Source organism: Amycolatopsis sp. CA-211722 (genome assembly GCF_056828465.1).
The window spans coordinates 7,692,832-7,712,856 of sequence record NZ_CP184752.1 but is presented as its reverse complement, the minus strand read 5'-3'; the positions used below and the strand labels follow the sequence as shown (position 1 = coordinate 7,712,856).

Here is a 20,025-nt window from a genome sequence, read left to right as displayed (position 1 = left end):
CGCGCTGGCCGGCAATCGCATCGGAGTGGTTCATGCGTACTGGTGATCAGATCGTCCAGGACCTGCCCTGGCGTTGGAGCGTGCAGGGAAAGATCTTCCTCATCGGCGGGCTGGGCTACATGTTCGATGCCTGGGACGTCGCGCTGAACGGATTCCTCACCCCGCTCGTCGGGACGGAATTCGGCTTGTCCGCCGGTGGGAAGGGCCTGGTGGCCACCGCGAACCTGATCGGCATGGCCGTCGGCGCGGTCGTCTGGGGCACGATCGCGGACCGGATCGGCCGGAAACGGGCGTTCAGTGTCACGCTGCTGCTGTTCGCGCTGTTCTCCGTGCTGGGCGCGCTCGCGCCGAACGTGGAGACGTTCCTGGCGCTGCGTTTCCTGGCGGGGATCGGACTGGGCGGCTGTATCCCGGTCGACTACGCGATCGTCAGTGAGTTCTCCCCGCGCAAACATCGCGGCCGGGTCTTGTCCGCGATGGACGGCTGGTGGCCGATCGGGACCACTCTGGCCGCCGTCACCGCGACGCTGCTGCTCCCGGTCCAGGGGAACTGGCGCTGGATGCTGGTCTTGATGATCCTGCCCGCGCTGCTGCTGTTCTGGGTGCGGCGTGGTGTCCCGGAATCGCCGCTGTACCTGGTGCGCAAGGGCCGCGAGGCGGAGGCGCGGGCCGTGATCGACGACCTCGTGCGCCGCACGGGAGCGACACCGGAGCCGTACTCGGTCCCGCCCGCGGTGGTCGAGGACACCCGCGGCGGCGCGGTCGCGGCCGCGTTCGATCAGCTGCGCCGGGTGTGGGCGTTCAACCCGCGGATCACGGCGGTGGCGTGGTCGCTGTTCATCAGCGTCATGCTGGTCTACTACGCCGCGCTGAGCTGGATGCCGTCCATCCTGCGGGCGCAGGGATTCGGCGAGATCGCCGCCTTCGCGTCGACCGCGCTCATGAACGCGACCGGCATCGTCGGTGTCGCGGTGGCCGTGCTCCTGGTCGACAAGGTCGGCCGCAAGCGGATCATCATGGTCGCCGGTCCGCTCACCGCACTGTCGCTCGTCGTGTTCTCCCTGCTGCTCGACACGCCTGCCGCGGCGGTGGTGGCGATCGGCGCGTTCGGCCTGTTCGCGCTGGTGGTCATCCCGGTGATGTACGCCTACGTCTCCGAGCTCTACCCGACGGAACTGCGGGCTTCGGGGTTCGGCTGGGCGTCGTCGTCGAGCCGGGCGATCACCGGCTTCGCGCCCCTGCTGTTCGGCAGCGTGCTGTGGCCGGTGCTCGGGCTGCCGCTCACCTTCACCGTGCTGGGTGTGCTCGTGGTGGCCGCGGTCGTGTTCATGAAGGTGGGCGCGCCGGAGACCCGCGGCCGCGAACTCGACCGGATCGTCGACCCGGTCGAGGCACCCGCCGAGACCAGGACGGCTCTGTGAAGCCCGCCGCGTTCCGGTACCACCGAGCCCACGACGTCACCGACGCCGTCGGCCTGCTCGGCGAGCTCGCCGCGGCGGGCGAGGATCCGAAACTCATCGCCGGCGGCCAGAGCCTGATGCCGATGATGAACTTCCGGCTCGCCCGCCCCACGGCGCTGGTGGATCTGGGACCGTTGCGCCGGGACCCGGCGCTGAACTCATTCCGGCGCAACGGTTCCAGCCTCACCATCGGCGCACTGGTCACTCATCGTGCGGTCGAGCTCGCCGAGCTGGGACCGGATTTCGACGTGCTCTCCCGCGCGATGCGGTGGGTGGGGCATCTGCCGATCCGGTCCCGCGGCACGGTGGCGGGCAGCGTCGTCCACGGCGACGCGACCGCGGAATGGTGCCTGCTGGCCCTGCTGCTCGACGCGGTCATCGTCGCCGAGGGCCCGCGCGGCCCCAGGGAGATCCCGGCCGCGGAGATGTTCCACGGCTTCTACACCACCGCCGTCGAACCGGAGGAGGTCGTGACCGCGGTGCGCTTCACGAGGCCGTCGCCCCGGGCCGCGCTGACCGAATTCGCCCGCCGTCACGGCGATTTCGCGATCGTCGACGCCGCGGTGAGCATCGACGCGGAGCGCGGGGGCCGCGTCGTGCTCGGCGGCGTCGCCCCCGCGCCCGTCCGGGTGCCCGAGGCCGAAGCGCTGCTCGACGGCGGCGTTCCCGGCCCGGAGCTGTTCGCCGCCTGCGGGGCGGCCGCCGCGGCGGCGATCGATCCGCCCGACGACGCGGCGGGCAGCGCGGCCTACCGCCGCCGGCTGGCGCGCACGCTCGTCACCCAGGCGCTGCACGAGGCGTGGGAGAAAGGAGGAACGCGATGACCGCACGGTTCGACGGACGCCAAGGCCGCTGGGTCGGCGCGTCCGTGCCCCGGCGTGAGGATCCTCGCCTGCTCACCGGCCGCGGCCGGTTCGTCGACGACATCCAGCTGCCGGGAATGCTGCACGCGGCCTTCGTCCGTTCGACGGTCGCGCACGGCAAGTTGGCCGGGATCGACCTGTCGGCCACTCTGGCGGTCGAAGGAGTCGTCGCCGCGTATACGGCGGAAGACCTGGGGCTCGGGGACATCGTCGCTTTGCTCGATCGCCCGCCCGAGGAGTTCTCGCCGACCGCGATGCCGATCCTCGCCAGGGAGAAGGTGCGGTTCACCGGAGAGCCGGTGGCGCTGGTCGTCGCCCGCGATCCGTACAGCGCCGAAGACGGGGTCGAGGCCGCGGTGGTGGATTACGAGCCGCTCGGGGCGATCGTGTCGGAGGAGTCGGCGTTCGCCGAGGGCGCTCCACTCGTGCACGACGAGGCGCCGGGCAACGTGCTCGTCGACGTGTCGATGTTCGACACGCCCGGTGTCGACGCGGCGTTCGAGGCGGCCCGCGCGGGCGGCGGCCGGGTGGTCGAGGTCGTCACGAAGAGCGGACGGCAGAACGCGCTCCCGCTCGAAACGCGGGGAGTGGTCGCTTCCTGGGACGACCACGACGACCAGTTGCTCGTCCGGATGTGCACGCAGGTGCCGCATCAGGTGCGCACGGCGATGGCCCGTTCCCTGCGGGTCCCCGAACGCACCGTGCGGGTCACCGTCCCGGACATGGGCGGGGGTTTCGGGCAGAAATGCGTCGTCGGCCGCGAGGAGATCGCCGTCGCGGCGGCGGCCCGGCGGCTGAACCGGCCGGTGAAGTGGATCGAAGACCGGCGCGAGGCGCTCACCGCCGGATTCCTTGCCAGGGAACAGCGTTACCGCACGCTGGCGGCGTTCGACGAGGACGGGCGGATCACCGCGCTGGACGTGGACGTCGTCTGCGACATGGGCGCGTACTCCTGTTACCCGTTCACGGCGGGGATCGAGCCGTTGATGGCGTCGGCCGAGATGCCGAGCGTCTACCAAGTGCCCGAATACCGGGTCCGTGCCCGCGCCATCGCGAGCAACAAGGCACCGACGGCGCCCTACCGCGGGGTCAGCCGTCCGCAGTACGTGATGGCGATCGAACGGGTCATGGAACGCGCGGCGCGGGAACTCGGCCTCGATCCGGTCGAGATCCGGCGGCGCAACGTGATCACGCAGTTCCCGTACACCGGGGTCAACGCCATCACCTACGACCCCGGCACCTATCGGGAATCGCTCGAACTCGCCGAAGCGGCGATCCGCGACGAGGGTTGGTACGAGATCCGCGATCGTGCCGCCGCCGAGGGCAGGCATGTCGGCATCGGTTACTGCTGCTTCTCCGAGCGGACCGGTTACGGCTCGGGCGCCTTCGCCAAGCGGAAGATGGCGGTGGTCCCCGGTTTCGACATCTCCGAGATCCGGATGGACACCACGGGCTCCGTCGTGGTCACCAGCGGCACCATGAACCACGGCCAGTCCCACGAGACGACGCTGGCGCAGATCGTGGCCGACCGGCTGGGGCTGCACCTCGACCAGGTCAAGCTCCGGCAGGGCGACACCGAGCGGATCGCCTACGGGTGGGGGACTTTCGCGTCCCGTTCGGTGACCATCGGCGGCTCGGCGGTGTCGCTCGCGGCCGACAAGCTCGGCGAACTGTTGTGCAAGATCGCCGCACACCTGCTCGAAACGAGCCCCGACAACGTCCGGCTCGACGGCGACGGTGGTGTCGTCCAGATCGACGATCCGGAGCGTCGCGCGTCGTTCGAGGAGATCGCCGACGTGGCGTACCTGCGCAGTCATCTGCTGCCCAAGGACGTCGAACCGACGTTGACGGCCACGGCGAGCTTCGACGTGCCCGGTGACGGCACCTTCTCCAACGCCACGCACGCGGTGGTCGTGGAAGCCGATCCGGGTACCGGCCAGATCAAGATCCTGCGCTACGCCTGTGTCGAGGACTGCGGCGTGGTGATCCATCCGCAGGTGGTCGACGGCCAGTGCCGCGGCGGGATCGCGCAGGGCATCGCCGGCGCGCTGTTCGAGGAGGTCACCTACGCGGGCAACGGGGAGCCGTCGGCCGCGAGCTTCATCGACTACCTCGTCCCGACCGCGACGGAGATCCCCGACATCACCGTCACCCACCTCGAAACCCCTTGCGCCTTCACGGAAAACGGTGCGAAAGGCGCGGGGGAGGGCGGCACCATCGGCGCGCCGGCCGCGGTGCTGAACGCGATCAACGACGCGTTGCGCCGTACCGGGGTCGAACTCGACACGACCCCGGTCCACCCGCAGACCGTGCTCGCCGCGCTCGACGCGGAGATCCACCAGGAAGTGAGCGTCCCCTCATGAGCGACCGGCATCTGATCGTCCTGAACGTCAACGGCGAGTCGCACGAGGCGCTCGTCGAACCGCGCAAGACCCTGCTCGACGTCCTGCGCCACGACCTCGGGCTCACCGGCACCCACGTCGGCTGCGAGCACGGTGTTTGCGGCGCCTGCACCGTTCTCGTCGACGGCGAACCGGTGCGGGCCTGCCTGATGTTCGCCGTCCAGGCGGAGTCGGCCGAGGTCCGCACGGTCGAGTCGCTGGGGCGGGACGGCGAACTTTCCGATCTGCAACGGTCTTTCAGCGAGCACCACGGCCTGCAGTGCGGCTTCTGCACGCCCGGATTCCTCATGCTGGCCGAGGGATTCCTCGCCCAGCGACCGGACGCGGGGCGCGAGGAGATCCGTGAGGCCGTCTCGGCGAACCTGTGCCGCTGCACCGGCTACCAGACGATCGTGGACGCGATCGAGGCGACCGCGACCCGTCGATGCCACGCCAAGGAGAAGGAGGCGACAGCGTGATCCTGGAGAACCAGCTGTCCGTACCGGCGGGACCCGACGAGGTCTTCGCCTTGATCAACGACGTCGAACGAGTGGCGGGCTGCCTGCCCGGCGCGACCCTCGACGGACGGCAGGACGACGCCTATCTCGGCCGCGTCAAGGTCAAGGTCGGCCCGATCACCGCCGCCTACTCGGGCACCGTGCGGTTCACCGACGTCACCGAGGCCGACCGCAGCCTGCGGCTGGTGGCCAGGGGAGCGGACGCCCACGGCAACGGGGACGCCGAGGCCGACGTCACGCTGACCGTGCGCGAGGCACCCGGCGGCGCCACCATCGAACTGCGCACCGATCTGTCGATCCGCGGCAAGCTCGCCCAATTCGGCAAGGGCGCGATCGGCGCGGTCTCCACCCGGCTGCTGGACCAGTTCGCCCGCAATCTCGCCGACCAGCTTCGGGCGGGGCCTGTCGCGGCCGCTCCCGCGCCGGTGCCGGAGGCCGTCGACGGTCTCGCCATGGTGGTTCCCGAGGGCGTCAAACGTTACGGCGTGATCGCGGCCGCCGCGGCCCTCGGGCTGTTCCAGGGCTGGCTGCTGGGCCGGATCCGCACCCAGGACAAACTGATCAAGGAGTTGCAGCGTGGCCGTCGATGAAAGCCTCGACAGCGTGTACGACCGAGCCGGTTTCGGCGCGAGCGTGCCGCGCGGATCGCGTCCGGCGCTGGTCGTGGTCGACTTGACGCGGGGCTTCACCGAACCCGCTTTCCCGTCCGGAGCCGACCTCACCGCCGAGGTCACCGCGACCGCCGCCCTCGTCGCCGAAGCACGGCGACAGGGTGTGCCGGTGATCTACACCGCGATCAGCTACACACCCGCCGAAGCGGACGGTGACGCCGTCGCGTGGCTCCGGAAAGCGCCTGGGATGCGGCAACTCCGCGAAGGCAGCGACGCGGTCGCCCTCGACCCGAGGCTCGAACGGCGTGAGAACGACCATCTCGTCCTGAAGAAGGGCGCGTCGGCGTTCCACGGGACCTCGCTGGCGGCGCTCCTGACGAGTCTGGGCACGGACACCGTCGTCGTTTGCGGCGCGACGACTTCGGGATGTGTCCGCGCGACCGCGGTCGACGCCGTCCAGTCCGGCTTCGACACGCTGGTCGTCCGGGAAGCCTGTGGCGACCGGGCTGCCGGGCCGCACGATGCCGCTTTGTTCGACCTGCAAGCGAAATACGCGGACGTCGTCGCTCTCGACGATGCCTTGGCGTACCTGGCGGACCAGGATCACCGGACGCTCGGTCAGGCCGCGTTGGCGGACCTCGGTGACGTTCCGGCGACCAGCCGGTGGGTGACGTCGGGTCCGGTCCGGCTGCACGTCCTCGACTACGGTCCCGCCGACGGTGTCCCGGTGCTCGTGCTGCCGGGGATCACCAGCCCCGCGGTCACGATGGACTTCGTGGCACGGGAACTCACCGATCTCGTGCGGCCGATCGTGCTCGACGTGCGCGGCCGCGGGCTGTCCGATGACGCCGCGGAGTACGACCTGGGAAGCTACGCCGCCGATGTCGGGGCGGTCGTGGACGGGCTCGGGCTGCGCGATCCGATCCTTTTCGGACACTCGATGGGCGCGCGGATCGCCGCACGGGCCGCGGCCACTCGGCCGTTCCGGGGCACGGTGCTGGCCGACCCGCCGCTGAGCGGCCCCGGGCGGGCGCCGTATCCGACCACGCTCGACGCCTTCCTCGGGCAACTCGCGCAGGCCGGCCGGGGCACCGACGCCGACGAGGTGGCCCGATCGTGGCCGCGATGGCCGCGGCGGGAACAGGAACTGCGCGCCCGCTGGCTTTCTTCGTGCTCCCGCGACGCGATCGTCGCCACGCACGCCGGGTTCGAATCCGAGGACTTCTTCGATGACTGGCCGACGGTGCCCGCTCCGACGTACTTCCTGTACGGCGGCGCTAGTCCGGTCGTCACGGCCGCCGGTGCGGCTGAAGCGGCCGAGCGCAATCCGTCGGCCGAGTTCGTCGAGATCCCGAAGGCGGGGCACATGATCTTCTGGGATGAGCCCGAAGCCGCTCTTGCCGCTTTGCGGGAGGCGTTGCGGAAACTGTTGTGAGTGGGTTGCGAAAGCCATTTTCGCAACGTTGAAGGTTGCGGTCCCGTTGGTCGTGGGTGGCGCCTCACCATGCCACTGCCACGCTCGCTCGCAGCTGCAGTACGTGAAGGCCCCCTTCATTGCGCTAGACGCAGTGAAGGGGGCCTTCACGTACTTGGGGAAGGTGTGAAGGTCGAGTTTCCTCGGCTGAGCCGAGGGAAGGAGGCCTTCACGCGCCGCCGCTGTGGCTGCTGAGACTGGTGTTATCGCTGAGGCCGCGGATGGCGATCGCGAGTCCGTGAAGGCCTCCATACCTACCCTGAGGGTAGTGAAGGGGCCCTTCACGGATGTCAGCGATGGTCGTGAGTGGCTCCCCGGCCGAGACGTGTCGCGAAAGCCACTTTCGGGACATCAGACGTCGCGAAAGTGGCTTTCGCGACATGGTCGCCACGCGGTCACGAGCCGAGCCTCAGGCCGCGTGCGCCAGCGTCAGCGCGCCACCCGCCGCCGAAAGCACCAGAACGGACCAGCGGACGGACCGTTCACCGACCCGGCGGCTCAGCACCCGGCCCAGAAGATCGCCCGCGAGTGCGGCGAGCGCGACCGCGAGGAGCACGCTCAGAGGCGCCTCCACCCAGCCGAGGCTGGGCAGCGCCACCACCCCGAGCAGGAAGAAGTAGATCGACAGCGTCCCGCGTGTCTCGTCCGCACCCCAGCCCGCGCTCGCCCCGTACACCGCCACGGCGGGACCGGACAGCCCGGCGACGGAGTTCATCGCCGCGCTCACCACCCCCGCGCCGACAGCGCCCGTCCGGCCCGCCAGCCGTCTGCTGGTGATGCCGCTCGCCAGGATGCCGACCGCGAGGACACAGCAGCCTCCCGCGGCGAGCAGCAGCGGACGTGCGGGAACACCGCGCACCACGAACGCGACGACCGGGGTGAAGACCACCGCGGGGACCGTGAGCCACGCGACCTGCGTCCACCTGATCGCCCGCCAATGCGTGATCGCGACCGCCAGGTAGACCGGGAAGCCGAGCAGCAGGGTGAGCCGGACGGCGTCGAGCGGGCCCAGCGCCAGCGCGAGAAACGGTACGCACAGCAGGGAAAGCCCCATCCCGGAAAGGCGCTGGGCGACGACCCCGGCCGCCGCCGCGAGCGAGGTCATGGCCAGGGTTCCCACCGGTCCATTGTGGAGCCGACGCCATCGCGGCGGTAGCCGTCGCTTGGTGAAGACGTCATAGCCCGACGCTATGAGCGGACGGTCGATCGGCCAACTGGACCCGTCGATCGTGCGGGTTCTGGCACTTCTGGCCGTTCCAGCCGTACCGCACGCTCAGCGTCATTGCCTTTTGGAACAGACGGGAGCGTGAGATGAAGATCGGTGTCCCTCGTGAAGTCAAGAACCACGAGTACCGGGTCGCGGTGACGCCGGCGGGCGTGCACGAGTTCACTTCGGCCGGGCACGAGGTGTTCGTCGAGCGCGGAGCGGGCGAAGGGTCCTCCGTGCGCGACGAGGACTACGCCGCGGCCGGGGCGAAGGTGCTCGACAGCGCCGACGACGTCTGGGCGACCGGAGACCTCGTGCTCAAGGTCAAGGAGCCGATCGCGGAGGAGTACCACCGCCTGCGCCGCGACCAGTTGCTGTTCACGTACCTGCACCTCGCCGCGAGCGAGCCGTGCACGCGGGCACTGCTGGACGCGGGCACGACGTCGGTGGCCTACGAGACGGTCCAGCTGCCGAACGGTTCACTGCCCCTGCTGTTCCCGATGAGCGAGGTCGCCGGAAGGCTGGCCCCGCAGGTCGGCGCGCAAACGCTGATGCGCGCCAACGGCGGGCGAGGGGTGCTCATCGGCGGCGTCTCCGGGGTGGCCCCGGCGCGGGTGGTCGTCCTCGGCGCCGGTGTCGCGGGGATGAACGCGGTCGCCGGCGCGGCCGGGACCTGGGCCGACGTCGTCCTGTTCGACAAGAACGTCGACAAGCTGCGCGCAGCCGACCGGATGTACCAGGGCCGGATCCGCACCGCGGCGGCCAACGCGTACTCGATCGAGGAGGCCGTACTCGAGGCCGACCTCGTGATCGGCGCGGTGCTCGTGCCCGGAGCCAAGGCGCCGAGCCTGGTCTCGAACGAGCTCGTGTCGAGGATGAAGCCGGGCAGCGTGCTCGTCGACATCTCCGTCGACCAGGGAGGCTGCTTCGAGGACACCCGGCCGACTACGCACGCGGAACCGACGTTCGCCGTGCACGACTCGGTGTTCTACTGCGTCGCCAACATGCCCGGCGCCGTCCCGCACACCTCGACGTACGCGCTGACGAACGTCACGCTGCCGTACGCGCTGGAGCTGGCGAACAACGGTCTCTCCGGTGCCCTCGCGCGATGCCCGGAGCTGCGCGGCGGCGTCAGCACGGTGGACGGGCGGCTGACGTCCGCGCCGGTCGGCGAGGCACTCGGAATCGGCTCCGTTTCGCTCGACGACGTGCTCGGCTAGGTGGTGCGGGCCGGGATGTGGAGCTAGGTTCAGATCCCGGCCCCGTCGCCGGAAGGGAGGTGCCGTTGCCGCGAACGTTGATCGAAATCGACCGGACGTCCGCCGAGCCGCTCTACCGGCAGGTGCGGCGCGCCATCGAGCACGGCATCGCGATCGGCACCTTCGACCCGGCGCACCGGCTGCCGAGCTCGCGTGAGCTGGCCGCCGAACTGAGCGTTTCCCGCAACACCATCAATCTCGCCTACCAGGAGCTGGTCGCCGAGGGGTTCGTGGAGAGCCGGGAGCGCAGCGGGCTGTTCATCAACGCGGAGATGCGGCCGCATTGCGCGGTGCAGGAGCGCGGCACCACCCCGGCCATCGACTGGAGCGCGCGGGTGCGCCGGTACCCGGACGCCGGGGTGCCGCATATCGAGAAACGCCCGGACTGGCACACCTATCCGTACCCGTTCCTCGCCGGCCAGGTCGACGTCTCCGCGTTCCCGGCGCGGTCGTGGACCCGTTGCCTGCGCGACGCGCTGTACCGGCCGCACGTGTTCCCGAGCCTGCAGGACAGCGTCGGCTCGGACGACCCGATGCTGGTCGACCTCATCTGCCGCCAGCTGCTCACCGCGCGGGGTATCGAGGCCGACCCGTCCGAGGTGCTGATCACCGTCGGTTCTCAGCAGGGGCTCGACCTGCTCGGCCGCGCGCTGCTCGGCTCGGACAGTGTCGTGGCGATGGAGAACCCGGGATACCTCGACGCCCGGCACATCTTCCTGCGCACCGGCGCCGGGCTGCGTGGCGTCGACGTCGACCAGAGCGGCCTGCGCCCACCGGACACCCTCGACGGCGTCGACCTGCTCTATCTCACCCCGAGCCACCACCACCCGACGAACGCGACGTTGAGCATCGGCCGCCGCCGTCGGCTGCTCGGTCTCGCCGCGAGTGCGGGCACGGTCCTCGTCGAGGACGACTACGACAGCGAATTCCGGTACCACGGCAGCCCCACGCCCGCGCTCAAGGCGCTCGACGGCACCGGTGACGCGATCTACCTCGGCACCTTCTCCAAGTTCCTCTCACCCGGATTGCGGCTGGGGTATCTGGTCGGGCCGCGCGAGCTGGTACGGGAGCTGCGGGAGATCCGGCGGTACGTGCTGCGGCACCCGCCCGGTCACCTCCAGCGGGCGCTGGCGCTGCTCATCGACAGCGGCGAGTATCACCGGTCCCTGCGCCGCTATCGCACGAAACTGATGCGGAAATGGGAGGCGACCTGCGCCGCGGTCACCGAACATCTGCCGTGGACGCAGACGGCGTATCCGCCGGGCGGGGTCAGTCTCTGGATGACCGGGCCGTCCGAACTGGACTGCCGGGCGCTGATCGAACGCGCCGAGCGCGACGGCGTCCTGATCGAGCCGGGCGACATCTTCTTCGTCGGGGAAGACCCGCCGCGGAACCACTTCCGGATCGGCTTCGCGGCGGTCCCGTTGCGTGACATCGACCCTGGTATCCGCTTGCTCGGCGAGGCCTGCCGCGACCTGATCGCGTAACTGGTACCACCGCGGCGGCGCGTTCTGGACCTGTTCAGACGGCCAGATGTGTCGCACTGTCTGGGGATCCCTCGTGAGCCCCGGGAGGCCTGTGTGGAGTTCCTTCGAGAAGATCCCCAGCGTGCAGCCGATTTCGTCGCGCTCGGCGGTACCGTTCTCACCCTGGACGCGGCGGGGAGACGGGTCCGCGCGCTGGCCGCGACCGGCGGGCGGATCACCGCGCTCGGTTCCGAACGGGAGATCTCGCGGCTGATCGGCCCGGAGACCACCGTGCTCGACCTGGCGGAGCGCACGGTGATCCCCGGCTTCGTCGAGTCCCACAACCATCCGGCGTTCTTCGGGATGACACTGGCCGCGCCGGTCGACGCCGGCAGCCCGCCCAACGACACCATCGCCGACATCGCCGGCCGGGTCGCGCAGGCGGCCAAGGATCTCGGGCCGGGGGAGTGGATCCGCGGTTTCCGGTACGACGACACACTGCTCGCGGACGGCCGTCATCCGACACGCGCGGACCTCGATCCCGTCTCCGGTCGCAATCCCGTGGTCCTGACCCACGTTTCCGGGCACTTCTGCACCGCGAACTCGCTCGCCCTGCGCGAAGTCGGGATCACCGCCGAGACCCCGGATCCGCCTGGCGGGCTCATCGTGCGCGACGCCAGGGGCGAGCCGACCGGCGTGCTCGTCGAGACGGCGGCCTTCCTCGTCACGTCCCGGCTCCCGGGGCAGAGCGCGGGCGAACTGGCCGAAGCCCTGCTGCTGGCGGACGAGGAGTACCTCGCCAACGGCGTGACGTCCGTGCACGACACCGGGATCGGCCTCATCGGCGGAGCGGCTGAGCTGGAGGCGTACTCGCTGCTGAGGCGGGCCGGGAAGCTGCGCGTCCGGGTGCGTGGCTACCTGTTCGACGGCCTGCTTCCCGGTCTCGGCGAGGGCCACCCGGAATCGCCGGAAGCCCAGGTGGACGACAAGTTCGCGATGACCGGCGTCAAGATCGTGGCGGACGGGTCGATCCAGGGCAAGACCGGATGTCTCGCGGAGGGCTACACCTGCGACCCGGACGAACACGGCATGATGCTGCTCGAACCGGCCGACCTCGGCCGCCGGATCGCCGCGCTCGACGCCGCGGGCTGGCAGGTCGCCGTGCACGGCAACGGGGACGCGGCGATCGACGCGATCATCGACGGCTACTCGCGGCTGGGCTCGCCGCGCGGCACCGGCAGGCGGCACCGGATCGAACACTGCCAGACGGTGCGCGAAGACCAGCTGGACCGGATGGCCGCCCACGACGTCCTCGCGTCGTTCTTCGTCAAACACGTCTACTACTGGGGAGACCGGCACCGTGACGTCTTCCTGGGCCCGGAGCGGGCGCGCCGGATCAGCCCGCTGGTTTCGGCCCGGTCGCGCGGAATCCATTTCGGACTGCATTCGGACACCCCGGTGACCCCGGTGCCGCCGCTGGAAGGGATCTGGTGCGCGGTACGCCGGATCACCAGGCAGGGCAAGGTGCTCGGCCCGGAACAGGCCGTGGACGTCGACGCCGCGCTGCGCGGCTACACGATCGACGCCGCGTACCTGGCGGGGGAGGAGGACGTCAAGGGCAGTCTGGAGACCGGGAAGCTCGCCGATCTCGCGGTGCTCTCCGGTGACCCCACCACGATCGACCCGGACCGGATCCGCGAGCTGACCGTGGACGCCACCGTCAGCGGCGGCGAGGTCGTCTGGCGGCGCGAGACGACGGGGGCACGACGATGATCCGCAGCTGGCCGAGTGTCCTCATAGGACTGTTTGTTCCCGCTTTCGCCCTGCTGGCCGGGATTCTGCTGCTCTCCGGATCGACGGCATCGGTACTGGGCATCCCGGTGCTGTTCTTCTGGGTGTTCTGCTGCTGCCCGCTGACCTCCCTGTGCCTGTGGATCAGCTGGCGTTTCTTCGACCGCGCCCACTACCCGGAGGACGACTGATGCTGATCGCGATCGTGGCGGTGGTGATGGCGGGTTCGATCGGGCTCGCGGTGTGGGCGGGGCGGTCGGCACGCGGTGGCGGGATCTCGGAATTCCTCGTCGGCGGCCGGTCGTTCCCGGCGTGGCTGGTGTACTTCCTCGCGGTCGGCGAGGTGTACAGCATCGGGACGATGATCGGCTTCCCCAGCGGTATCTACGCGCACGGCGCGAGCTACGGGATCTGGTTCCTCGGCTACATCCTGCTCGCGTACTCGCTGGGCTACTTCCTGGCGCCGCTGGTGTGGCGGGCGGCGAAACGGTACGACGCGATGACCGTGCCCGACGTGTTCGGACGGCATTTCGGCAGCAGGCGGCTGGAGCTGATCACCTGCGTCACGATGCTGATCGCGCTGGTCCCGTGGGGGCAGTACCAGTTCATCGGTCTCCAGGTGGTGCTGAGCAACCTGGGGTTGCGGCTGGATCCCGTGCAGTGCGTGGTGCTGGCCGGCATCGTCGCGTTCGTCTACATCGCCGTCTCCGGGGTGAGGTCGCCCGCTTTCGTCTCGATCCTCAAGGATTTCTTCATGCTGCTCGGCGTCGTGCTCGTCGGGGTGGCCGTCGTGATCGCCGCCGGCGGCACCGCGAAGGTCAGCGGACCCGAGGTGCTGAGCGCGGCGCAGACCACCATGGGCGGCTCGGAACTCACGTTCGCGATGACGACGATCCTCTTCCAGAGCATCGTGTTCTACCTCGGTTTCGGTGGCGCCTACGTGTTCCCGGCCCGGTCCGAACGCGCGGTGAAGAGTTCGACCGTGTGGATGCCGATGTACATGCTGATCTACCCGTTCCTGGTGCTGGCCGCCTATTACGGCGTGCGTGCGCATCCGGACCTGGAGAACCCGAACACGGTGTTCATGGTGACGGCCAAGGGTTTGCTGCCCGACTGGCTGCTGGGTCTCGTCGCCGCCGGCGCGGCGCTGTCGGGCGTGCTGGTGCTCGCCGCGACCGCGCTCACCATCGGCGGCATGGTCTGCCGCAACCTCGCGCCGAACGTCCCGGCCGCGGCCCAACGGCGGTGGACGGTCGTCGCGGTGGCCAGTTTCCTGGTGCTGGCGGCGGTACTGACCCTCGTCGCGTCGACGTTGATGCTCACCATCCTGAACCTGACGTACAACCTGCTCGCCCAGGTCGTCCCCGGCTGGCTCGCGATCCTGTTCGTGCGCCGGGTGCGGACGGCCGCGGTGGCGGCCGGGATGGTCGTCGGAGTGCTCACCGCGATCGCCCTGTACGTCACCGGTGCGACGTTCGGCGGTTTCAACGCCGGGCTGGTGTCACTCGTGGTGAACCTGGCCGTGGTGGCGATCTGGAGCCTGGCGGCGCCGGACAAGGCGCGGACCCCGGTGGCGAAGTCGGCCGACAGCGCTACAGACCCGGAGGCGGTGCCGTCGCTCAGCCGATGAGACGAGCGATCACGCGTGATCAGAGGCGTAACTCGCGTGATTGAAGGCGTAACTCGCGTGATCAGAGGCGTAACTCGCGTGATTAAAGGCGTAACTCGCGTGATCAGAGGCGTAACTCTCGGCCCGCGTGTCATCCGCTCGGAATCACGCGAGTTACGGCTCCAATCACGCGAAATACGGCTCCAATCACGCGAGTTACGGCTCCAATCACGCGAGTTACGGCTTCAGACACGCATCATCCGGCTAGCTCGACCGGGTTCGCCACGAGCGCAGGGCGAGGCGCCGCGCCGGGGGAGGTGCGGCGGCTTCCTCGGGCACCCGCTCTCCGTACACCGCCTTCGCGACCGAGAGTTTCAACTCGCGGCACCGCCGCACGACCGAGGGCGGGAAGCCGGTACCGGTCGGCGGGTCCGGCGTCCCGCCCGTCTCGGCGTCGTACGGAGTCCAGCCCGAGCCCAGGTCGATCAGGCTGCGGTGTTTGGTCGTGTAGTACCCGTGCGTCACGCTCATCGCGAGGCCGGTCGCGCCCGCCGCCGCGGCGACGAGGTGCAGGTGATACCGGCTGGAGATCCAGGTCTGCCCGGGCGCCATCGGCGGACCGTGGCGCCAGATGTCGCGGAACGGATGGAATTCCGCGCCGGCGAGTTCGTGCTCCAGCAGCGCCGGTACGGCGCGGTCGACCCGGGGGATCCCCTCGACGACGGCGAGCTGCTCGGGGTGGATCTCCCACGCCCGCACCAAACCCAGCACCTGGGCGGCCAGTACGGACGGCTCGAAGGCACCGATGTCGGACTGCACGCACAGGACGAATTCGCGCGCCTGCGTGGCGGGTCTGGGTCCGGGCGGTTCCAGGAAGACGTCGTCGCAGGTCCGGACGGCCCCGGGAAGCAGTTCCGCCGACGGGTCGTCGCGGACGTCGACGACGTCGAACCGGTCGGTGAGCGACCGGAGGAGGTCGGTGGCGCCGGGCGGGAACGGTGTCAGGCCCTGCCCGGTCATGGCCGTGCGCGCACCCGATCGCCGCGCGGCGGCCGCGGCGCCCGCGATCAGCCCGATATGCCGTGGCCACAACGCGTTGAGGTAGCCGCCGCCGATCAGGTGCACCACGTCGGTCCGGCCGAGGAGGTCGATACCCGCGTCCCATCGCGGCGCGAGCCCGGGGTCGTCCACCGCCGACTGCACCCAGCGCGCCACCTCCCACGGATCGTCCGACGGCGCCTCACCGCACAGCCGCCACAGGGTGTCCGTGCAGCGGAGGCGCGGATGCAGCCCGTCCAAGAGCACTCGCGCGGGTCCCGGCGAATGGGTGTCGAGCCAGACGTCGGCCTCCGGATCGATCCGCGCCAGATGACGCAGCCACGTCGCCGCGATCAGTTCGTCGCCGTAGTTGGGAAAACCGCTCGGGCCGATCAGATAATGACAAGCGCGGGTGGGCGGATCGCTCCGCCCACCCGCGCTTCCGTCGAAGGTCACTGCGCGACGGTGATCTGCGTGTCCAACGCCTGATCGCCCTGCGCCTTCTCGTTGCCGGTCGCTTCGGTCTTGACACGGTCCTTGGCCACGCCGGCGCCTTCCAGGGCGGTGGCGATCGCCTCGGCGCGCTTTTCCGAAAGCGCCTTGGACTTTTCCGCGTCGGGGTAGCCCGCATGGGTGGCGACGGTGATCTTGACGTCGTTGCCCTGCATGGCCTTGGCGATTTCGCCGAGTGCCGTCTTGCTCTTTTCGGTCAGTTCGGCGCTTTCCGTGGTGAAGGTGATCGGTGACTGCTGGAGCGCCTGCTGGATCGCCGCGGTCACCTTCTGCGCCGCCTCACCGCCGGCCTGACCGGCGTCCCCGGTGCCCGCTCCCGAGGAAGCCGGGGCACCGGTGCCGGACGACGACGCGGCGGCCGCGCTCGAAGCGGTTCCGTTCGCGCCAGATGTCCCGGCCGCACCGTTTTCGCCCTCGGATCCGCACGCGGTGACCAGGCCGGCCACGATCGCGACGCCCGTTACCGTCCGGGCAATTTTCCTGCGCATGAAGTTCGAACTCCCTTTGGCCGTGTCCGCATTGGCTGACCCCAGGGATACGAACACGAACGGGCTAAAAGCGCCAATTGCGATCACGGGTGACCGGCTTCGACCGTGTCGCGGCCGCGATGCGGAGAAAACGCGTCGACCAGGAAAACCTTTGTCGTGACGGACTCGTGGGCCGCACTCGTATGGTCACGAACGGTCGGCAAGTCCACCCGAGTGAGCGACCATCGTCTTCGGGCCCGCGTCGTGGCCCAGGAGGTTTTCCCTGTCTGGAAAGGAGAACTCGCCGACTCACCCATCCGTCGCGTTCAAGTTGCCGCACTCGGCGAATGGACTTTGATGGACGTGTGCGCCGGTCGTCGGCGTATCGGAACCAGTGAGGAGTTCTCGTGGGTATCGACTTCGAAGGCATGAAGAACAAGGTGAGCGGGGAGCACGTCGACAAGGCCGCCGATTTCGCGAAATCCCGCTTCGGTGAACACTCCGACAAGATCGACTCGGCCGCGGACAAGGCCAAGGGTTTCCTCGGTGAGTCCGGTGGCGAACAGCGGAACGAAGAGCAACAGCAGGGTGGCGGATTCGGTAACGAGGCACCCGGCGGTCAGGCGGGCAACGAATACGGCGGTGACCAAGGCCAGCGCGCCGAGTTCGGCGGGAACAGCGGCGAAGAGGGTGGCTACGGCCGCTGAGCCGCCTACGGCTCAGGGAAGGGAGCCGGCGGCGTTCACCCCTGGGAAAGCAGTCCGAGGACGTCCCGGAACGGTGCGTACCCGGACGTGACCGAGGTGTCGAGAACCCGGGAACGGCGGTAGAACGGGCTGAGGTCGAACCCCACGCCGATCCCGCGGATCTCGACGGTGTTCTCCTCTCGCAGCACCGTTTCTCGCAGATGCTCATCCAGGTAGTGCGGGTCGTTCGCCAGGCTCGTCGCGCCGTCCATGGGGCTTCCGTCGGACACGACGAGCAGGATCCGGCGGGACTCCGTTCGCGCGCGCATCCGGTCGCAGGCCCAGGCCACCGCCTCGCCGTCGATCCCTTCCCGGAACAGATCGGCCTTCAGCAGCGCCGCGAGGTCCGGGCGCGCCCGCCGCCACGGGGTTTCGGCGTCCTTGAACACGAGGTGCAGGCGTTCGTTGAGCCTGCCGGGATGGCGCGGCCGTCCCGCTCGCCTCCACTCCCGCCCGGGTCCGCCGCCGTTCCAGGCGCCGGTCGTGAAGCCGAGTACCTCGCAGGTGGCGCCGGCGAGTTCGATCGAGCGCGCGAAAAGATCGGCCAGCGCGGCGACGGGTTCCGCGTGCGCGGTCATCGAACCCGAGCAGTCGATCAGGAACGTCACGAGGGTGTTCGCCACCGGTTCGATCCGTTCGGTGCAGAAGATCCGGCGTTCGGTGGGGGAGCTGATCAGCCGCGCCAGGGTGCGGCCGTCGAGGTGACCTTCCTCCTGGTCGCCGTCCCAGCCGTCGCGAGCGGGCTCGGCCAGCACCGCCTTGAGGTCGCGTGCCAGCCGCCCCGGACCGACACCCTGCCTGCCGACACGCCGGTCCAGCCGTTCGCGGAGTTCGGCCAGCAGTCCGGGGCGGACCAGGTCCGACGCACGCCGTTCACGGTCGTACGCCGTGGTGAAAACCCGGTATGCCGCACCGGATTCGCCCAAGGTCCGGCTGGTGCCCGCGGTCGCGATCGGAATCTGTTCACCGTGGCTCGCGTCGAAGTCGATCACCAGGCTGAACCGCGGATCGGTGGGATCACCCTCGCTCTCGGCGTCCTGCTCGGTCCCGGCGAGCAGGCCACCGGTCGTCCGGGCGATCGCCAGCGCGTGTCCGGCGAACGCCTTCTGGTCCGTCCGGTGCCGCCGAAGCCCGGCGAGGTCGTGACCGAGCGAAGGCGCCAGCGCGAATCTGGTCGCCTCGATGAGATCCTCGGTCTCCTCGACCACCGGTTCGCCGGTGATCCGCGACCGGCAGACCTGCGCGACGGTGTACAGCAGCAGACCACGCGCGGTCTCGGTCAGCCCGGACCGGTGGAACTCCAGCGACCAGCGCAGATGCCGCAGCCGCAGGTTCCGTCGCATTCCCGGCAGGTCGGCGGGTGGGAGCGACTCGACGCGGAACTGTTCCAGCAGCTCGAAGATCCCGCGTTCGGCCGGGTCGGGTGGGCACAGGTTCCGGTGCAGTGCGGCGTCGGAGGACGTCAGGCGCAGTGCCATCCCGTCCGCGATCCCGCGGGACGACAGCAGGTCGTCGTCGGCGGAGTGGCGGAGATGTGGTGCGTGCAGGGGCAGCGGTTCGCGGCCGCGGCGCAGGCGCCGTGCCCGGAAGTGGAGCGCGGGGTCGCCGGTGAGTGCCCGGATCGCGGCCGCGCACAGCTCCTCGACCTGGTTGCGGCGCCGGGTTTCCGCCTGCCCCGTGGTCATGCCGAGAGCAGGTGGAGCTCGTCGTCGAAGCAGCGCTGGAAGTATTCCGCCACCAGGTCCCGCTCGGCTTCGTCGCATTTGTTCACGAAGGACAGCCGGAACGCCGTCGCCGGATCACCGAAGATCTCGATGTTCTCCGCCCAGGTGATGACGGTGCGCGGGGACATCAGGGTGGACAGGTCACCGGCCTGGAAACCCTTGCGGGTCAAGGCGGCCACCGCGACCAGCGACGCCGCCAGCGACTCGGAGACACCGGGGACCCGCGCTCGCACGATCGCGATCTCCTCGGCGGCGGGCAGGTAGTTCAGCGACGCCACGATGTTCCAGCGGTCGATCTGCGCGTGGTTCAGCCGCTGTGCGCCGTGATAGAGCCCATTGAGGTTGCCCAGTCCGACCGTGTTGGCGGTGGCGAACAACCGGAAGGACGGATGCGGTCGCAGCACCCGGTTCTGATCGGTGAGGGTGAACTTGCCGTCGCGTTCGAGCACCCGCTGGAGGACGAACATGACGTCCGGGCGGCCGGCGTCGTACTCGTCGAGCACCAGCGCGACCGGCCGCTGCAGCGCCCACGGGAGGATGCCCTCCTGGAACTCGGTGACCTGCTTGCCTTCGCGCAGTACGACGGCGTCGCGGCCGACGAGGTCGAGGCGGTTGAGGTGACCGTCCAGGTTGACGCGCACGCACGGCCAGTTGAGCCGTGCGGCCACCTGCTCGATATGGGTCGATTTCCCGGTGCCGTGCAGGCCCTGCACCAGCACCCGGCGATCACGGGTGAAGCCGGCGAGCAGCGCCAGCGTCACGTCCGGGTTGAAGCGGTACGCCTCGTCGATCTCGGGGACGTGCTCGCCGCGCTCGCGGAACGCGCCGACGACGAGATCCGAATCGATGCCGAAGACTTCGCGTACCGGGAGCCGTAGCTCGGGGACCATGAGAACTC

17 protein-coding genes are annotated in these 20,025 nt (G+C 69.8%); 12 read left to right on the top strand and 5 right to left on the bottom strand.

The features are described 5' to 3' along the window. Positions 1–32 precede the first annotated feature (32 nt). From ACOCEP_RS35390 to ACOCEP_RS35365, 6 genes are read left to right on the top strand one after another with little or no spacing between them, the layout of a single operon-like run. Positions 33–1,421: an MFS transporter gene (locus tag ACOCEP_RS35390; RefSeq protein ID WP_038512174.1), complete on the top strand. Its 1,389-nt coding sequence runs from the start codon at positions 33–35 to the stop codon at positions 1,419–1,421. Beyond that, entirely contained in the window at positions 1,418–2,284 is an 867-nt protein-coding gene (locus ACOCEP_RS35385) for an FAD binding domain-containing protein (protein WP_482333869.1), read from the top strand. Before ACOCEP_RS35390 ends, ACOCEP_RS35385 begins: the two co-directional genes overlap by 4 nt. Beyond that, a complete protein-coding gene (locus ACOCEP_RS35380; RefSeq protein ID WP_482333867.1) occupies positions 2,281–4,686 on the top strand; it encodes a xanthine dehydrogenase family protein molybdopterin-binding subunit in 2,406 nt (801 codons plus the stop codon). The genes ACOCEP_RS35385 and ACOCEP_RS35380 overlap by 4 nt, the downstream gene beginning before the upstream one ends. Continuing rightward, positions 4,683–5,183: a (2Fe-2S)-binding protein gene (locus ACOCEP_RS35375; protein ID WP_482333865.1), complete on the top strand. Its 501-nt coding sequence runs from the start codon at positions 4,683–4,685 to the stop codon at positions 5,181–5,183. The genes ACOCEP_RS35380 and ACOCEP_RS35375 overlap by 4 nt, the downstream gene beginning before the upstream one ends. Further along, positions 5,180–5,812: an SRPBCC family protein gene (locus ACOCEP_RS35370; protein ID WP_482333864.1), complete on the top strand. Its 633-nt coding sequence runs from the start codon at positions 5,180–5,182 to the stop codon at positions 5,810–5,812. Before ACOCEP_RS35375 ends, ACOCEP_RS35370 begins: the two co-directional genes overlap by 4 nt. Further along, positions 5,799–7,268, top strand: coding sequence for an isochorismatase family protein (locus ACOCEP_RS35365; protein WP_482333863.1), 1,470 nt, complete (start codon positions 5,799–5,801; stop codon positions 7,266–7,268). Before ACOCEP_RS35370 ends, ACOCEP_RS35365 begins: the two co-directional genes overlap by 14 nt. A 448-nt stretch (positions 7,269–7,716) precedes the next feature. On the opposite strand, the gene ACOCEP_RS35360 is transcribed toward ACOCEP_RS35365, so the two are convergent. After that, a complete protein-coding gene (locus tag ACOCEP_RS35360) occupies positions 7,717–8,427 on the bottom strand; it encodes a TSUP family transporter (RefSeq protein ID WP_482333861.1) in 711 nt (236 codons plus the stop codon). Between the two features lie 191 nt (positions 8,428–8,618). On the opposite strand from ACOCEP_RS35360, the gene ald reads away from it, so the two are divergent. The 5 genes from ald to ACOCEP_RS35335 all read left to right on the top strand — a co-directional run bounded on the left by ald (position 8,619) and on the right by ACOCEP_RS35335 (position 14,660). Further along, the gene (gene ald, locus ACOCEP_RS35355; protein WP_482333860.1) at positions 8,619–9,734 is read left to right on the top strand and encodes an alanine dehydrogenase; all 1,116 of its coding nucleotides are present in this window, start codon (positions 8,619–8,621) and stop codon (positions 9,732–9,734) included. A 65-nt stretch (positions 9,735–9,799) separates the two neighbouring features. Beyond that, the gene (gene pdxR, locus ACOCEP_RS35350) at positions 9,800–11,260 is read left to right on the top strand and encodes a MocR-like pyridoxine biosynthesis transcription factor PdxR (RefSeq protein WP_482333859.1); all 1,461 of its coding nucleotides are present in this window, start codon (positions 9,800–9,802) and stop codon (positions 11,258–11,260) included. A gap of 93 nt (positions 11,261–11,353) precedes the next feature. Beyond that, the gene (locus ACOCEP_RS35345; protein ID WP_482333857.1) at positions 11,354–13,012 is read left to right on the top strand and encodes an amidohydrolase; all 1,659 of its coding nucleotides are present in this window, start codon (positions 11,354–11,356) and stop codon (positions 13,010–13,012) included. Continuing rightward, positions 13,009–13,221: a DUF3311 domain-containing protein gene (locus ACOCEP_RS35340; protein WP_482333855.1), complete on the top strand. Its 213-nt coding sequence runs from the start codon at positions 13,009–13,011 to the stop codon at positions 13,219–13,221. Before ACOCEP_RS35345 ends, ACOCEP_RS35340 begins: the two co-directional genes overlap by 4 nt. Next, a complete protein-coding gene (locus ACOCEP_RS35335) occupies positions 13,221–14,660 on the top strand; it encodes a sodium:solute symporter family protein (protein WP_482333853.1) in 1,440 nt (479 codons plus the stop codon). Before ACOCEP_RS35340 ends, ACOCEP_RS35335 begins: the two co-directional genes overlap by 1 nt. Positions 14,661–14,903: 243 nt before the next feature. On the opposite strand, the gene ACOCEP_RS35330 is transcribed toward ACOCEP_RS35335, so the two are convergent. Further along, positions 14,904–16,133, bottom strand: coding sequence for a polysaccharide pyruvyl transferase family protein (locus ACOCEP_RS35330; RefSeq protein WP_482333851.1), 1,230 nt, complete (start codon positions 16,131–16,133; stop codon positions 14,904–14,906). Further along, on the bottom strand, positions 16,130–16,765 hold the full coding sequence (locus ACOCEP_RS35325; protein ID WP_482333850.1) for an OmpA family protein: 636 nt from the start codon (positions 16,763–16,765) through the stop codon (positions 16,130–16,132). Before ACOCEP_RS35325 ends, ACOCEP_RS35330 begins: the two co-directional genes overlap by 4 nt. A gap of 299 nt (positions 16,766–17,064) precedes the next feature. Here ACOCEP_RS35325 and ACOCEP_RS35320 point away from each other — a divergent pair, with 299 nt between their 5' ends. Beyond that, complete coding sequence (locus ACOCEP_RS35320; RefSeq protein ID WP_482333848.1) at positions 17,065–17,364, top strand: antitoxin; 300 nt, start codon at positions 17,065–17,067, stop codon at positions 17,362–17,364. Positions 17,365–17,399: 35 nt separating this feature from the next. Here ACOCEP_RS35320 and ACOCEP_RS35315 read toward each other — a convergent pair whose 3' ends face one another. Further along, positions 17,400–19,088, bottom strand: coding sequence for a cobaltochelatase CobT-related protein (locus ACOCEP_RS35315; protein WP_482333847.1), 1,689 nt, complete (start codon positions 19,086–19,088; stop codon positions 17,400–17,402). After that, positions 19,085–20,017 (bottom strand): AAA family ATPase, encoded by a 933-nt coding sequence (locus tag ACOCEP_RS35310; protein WP_478261802.1) that lies wholly within the window; start codon positions 20,015–20,017, stop codon positions 19,085–19,087. The genes ACOCEP_RS35315 and ACOCEP_RS35310 overlap by 4 nt, the downstream gene beginning before the upstream one ends. Between the last annotated feature and the right edge of the window lie 8 nt (positions 20,018–20,025).

Bases quoted from the DNA above. Each gene is read 5' to 3' on its own strand.
- ACOCEP_RS35315 (WP_482333847.1), bottom strand. From the start codon at position 19,088: ATGACCACGGGGCAGGCGGAAACCCGGCGCCGCAACCAGGTCGAGGAG.
- ald (WP_482333860.1), top strand. From the start codon at position 8,619: ATGAAGATCGGTGTCCCTCGTGAAGTCAAGAACCACGAGTACCGGGTC.
- ACOCEP_RS35335 (WP_482333853.1), top strand. From the start codon at position 13,221: ATGCTGATCGCGATCGTGGCGGTGGTGATGGCGGGTTCGATCGGGCTC.
- ACOCEP_RS35375 (WP_482333865.1), top strand. From the start codon at position 4,683: ATGAGCGACCGGCATCTGATCGTCCTGAACGTCAACGGCGAGTCGCAC.
- ACOCEP_RS35310 (WP_478261802.1), bottom strand. From the start codon at position 20,017: ATGGTCCCCGAGCTACGGCTCCCGGTACGCGAAGTCTTCGGCATCGAT.
- ACOCEP_RS35340 (WP_482333855.1), top strand. From the start codon at position 13,009: ATGATCCGCAGCTGGCCGAGTGTCCTCATAGGACTGTTTGTTCCCGCT.
- ACOCEP_RS35390 (WP_038512174.1), top strand. From the start codon at position 33: ATGCGTACTGGTGATCAGATCGTCCAGGACCTGCCCTGGCGTTGGAGC.
- ACOCEP_RS35380 (WP_482333867.1), top strand. From the start codon at position 2,281: ATGACCGCACGGTTCGACGGACGCCAAGGCCGCTGGGTCGGCGCGTCC.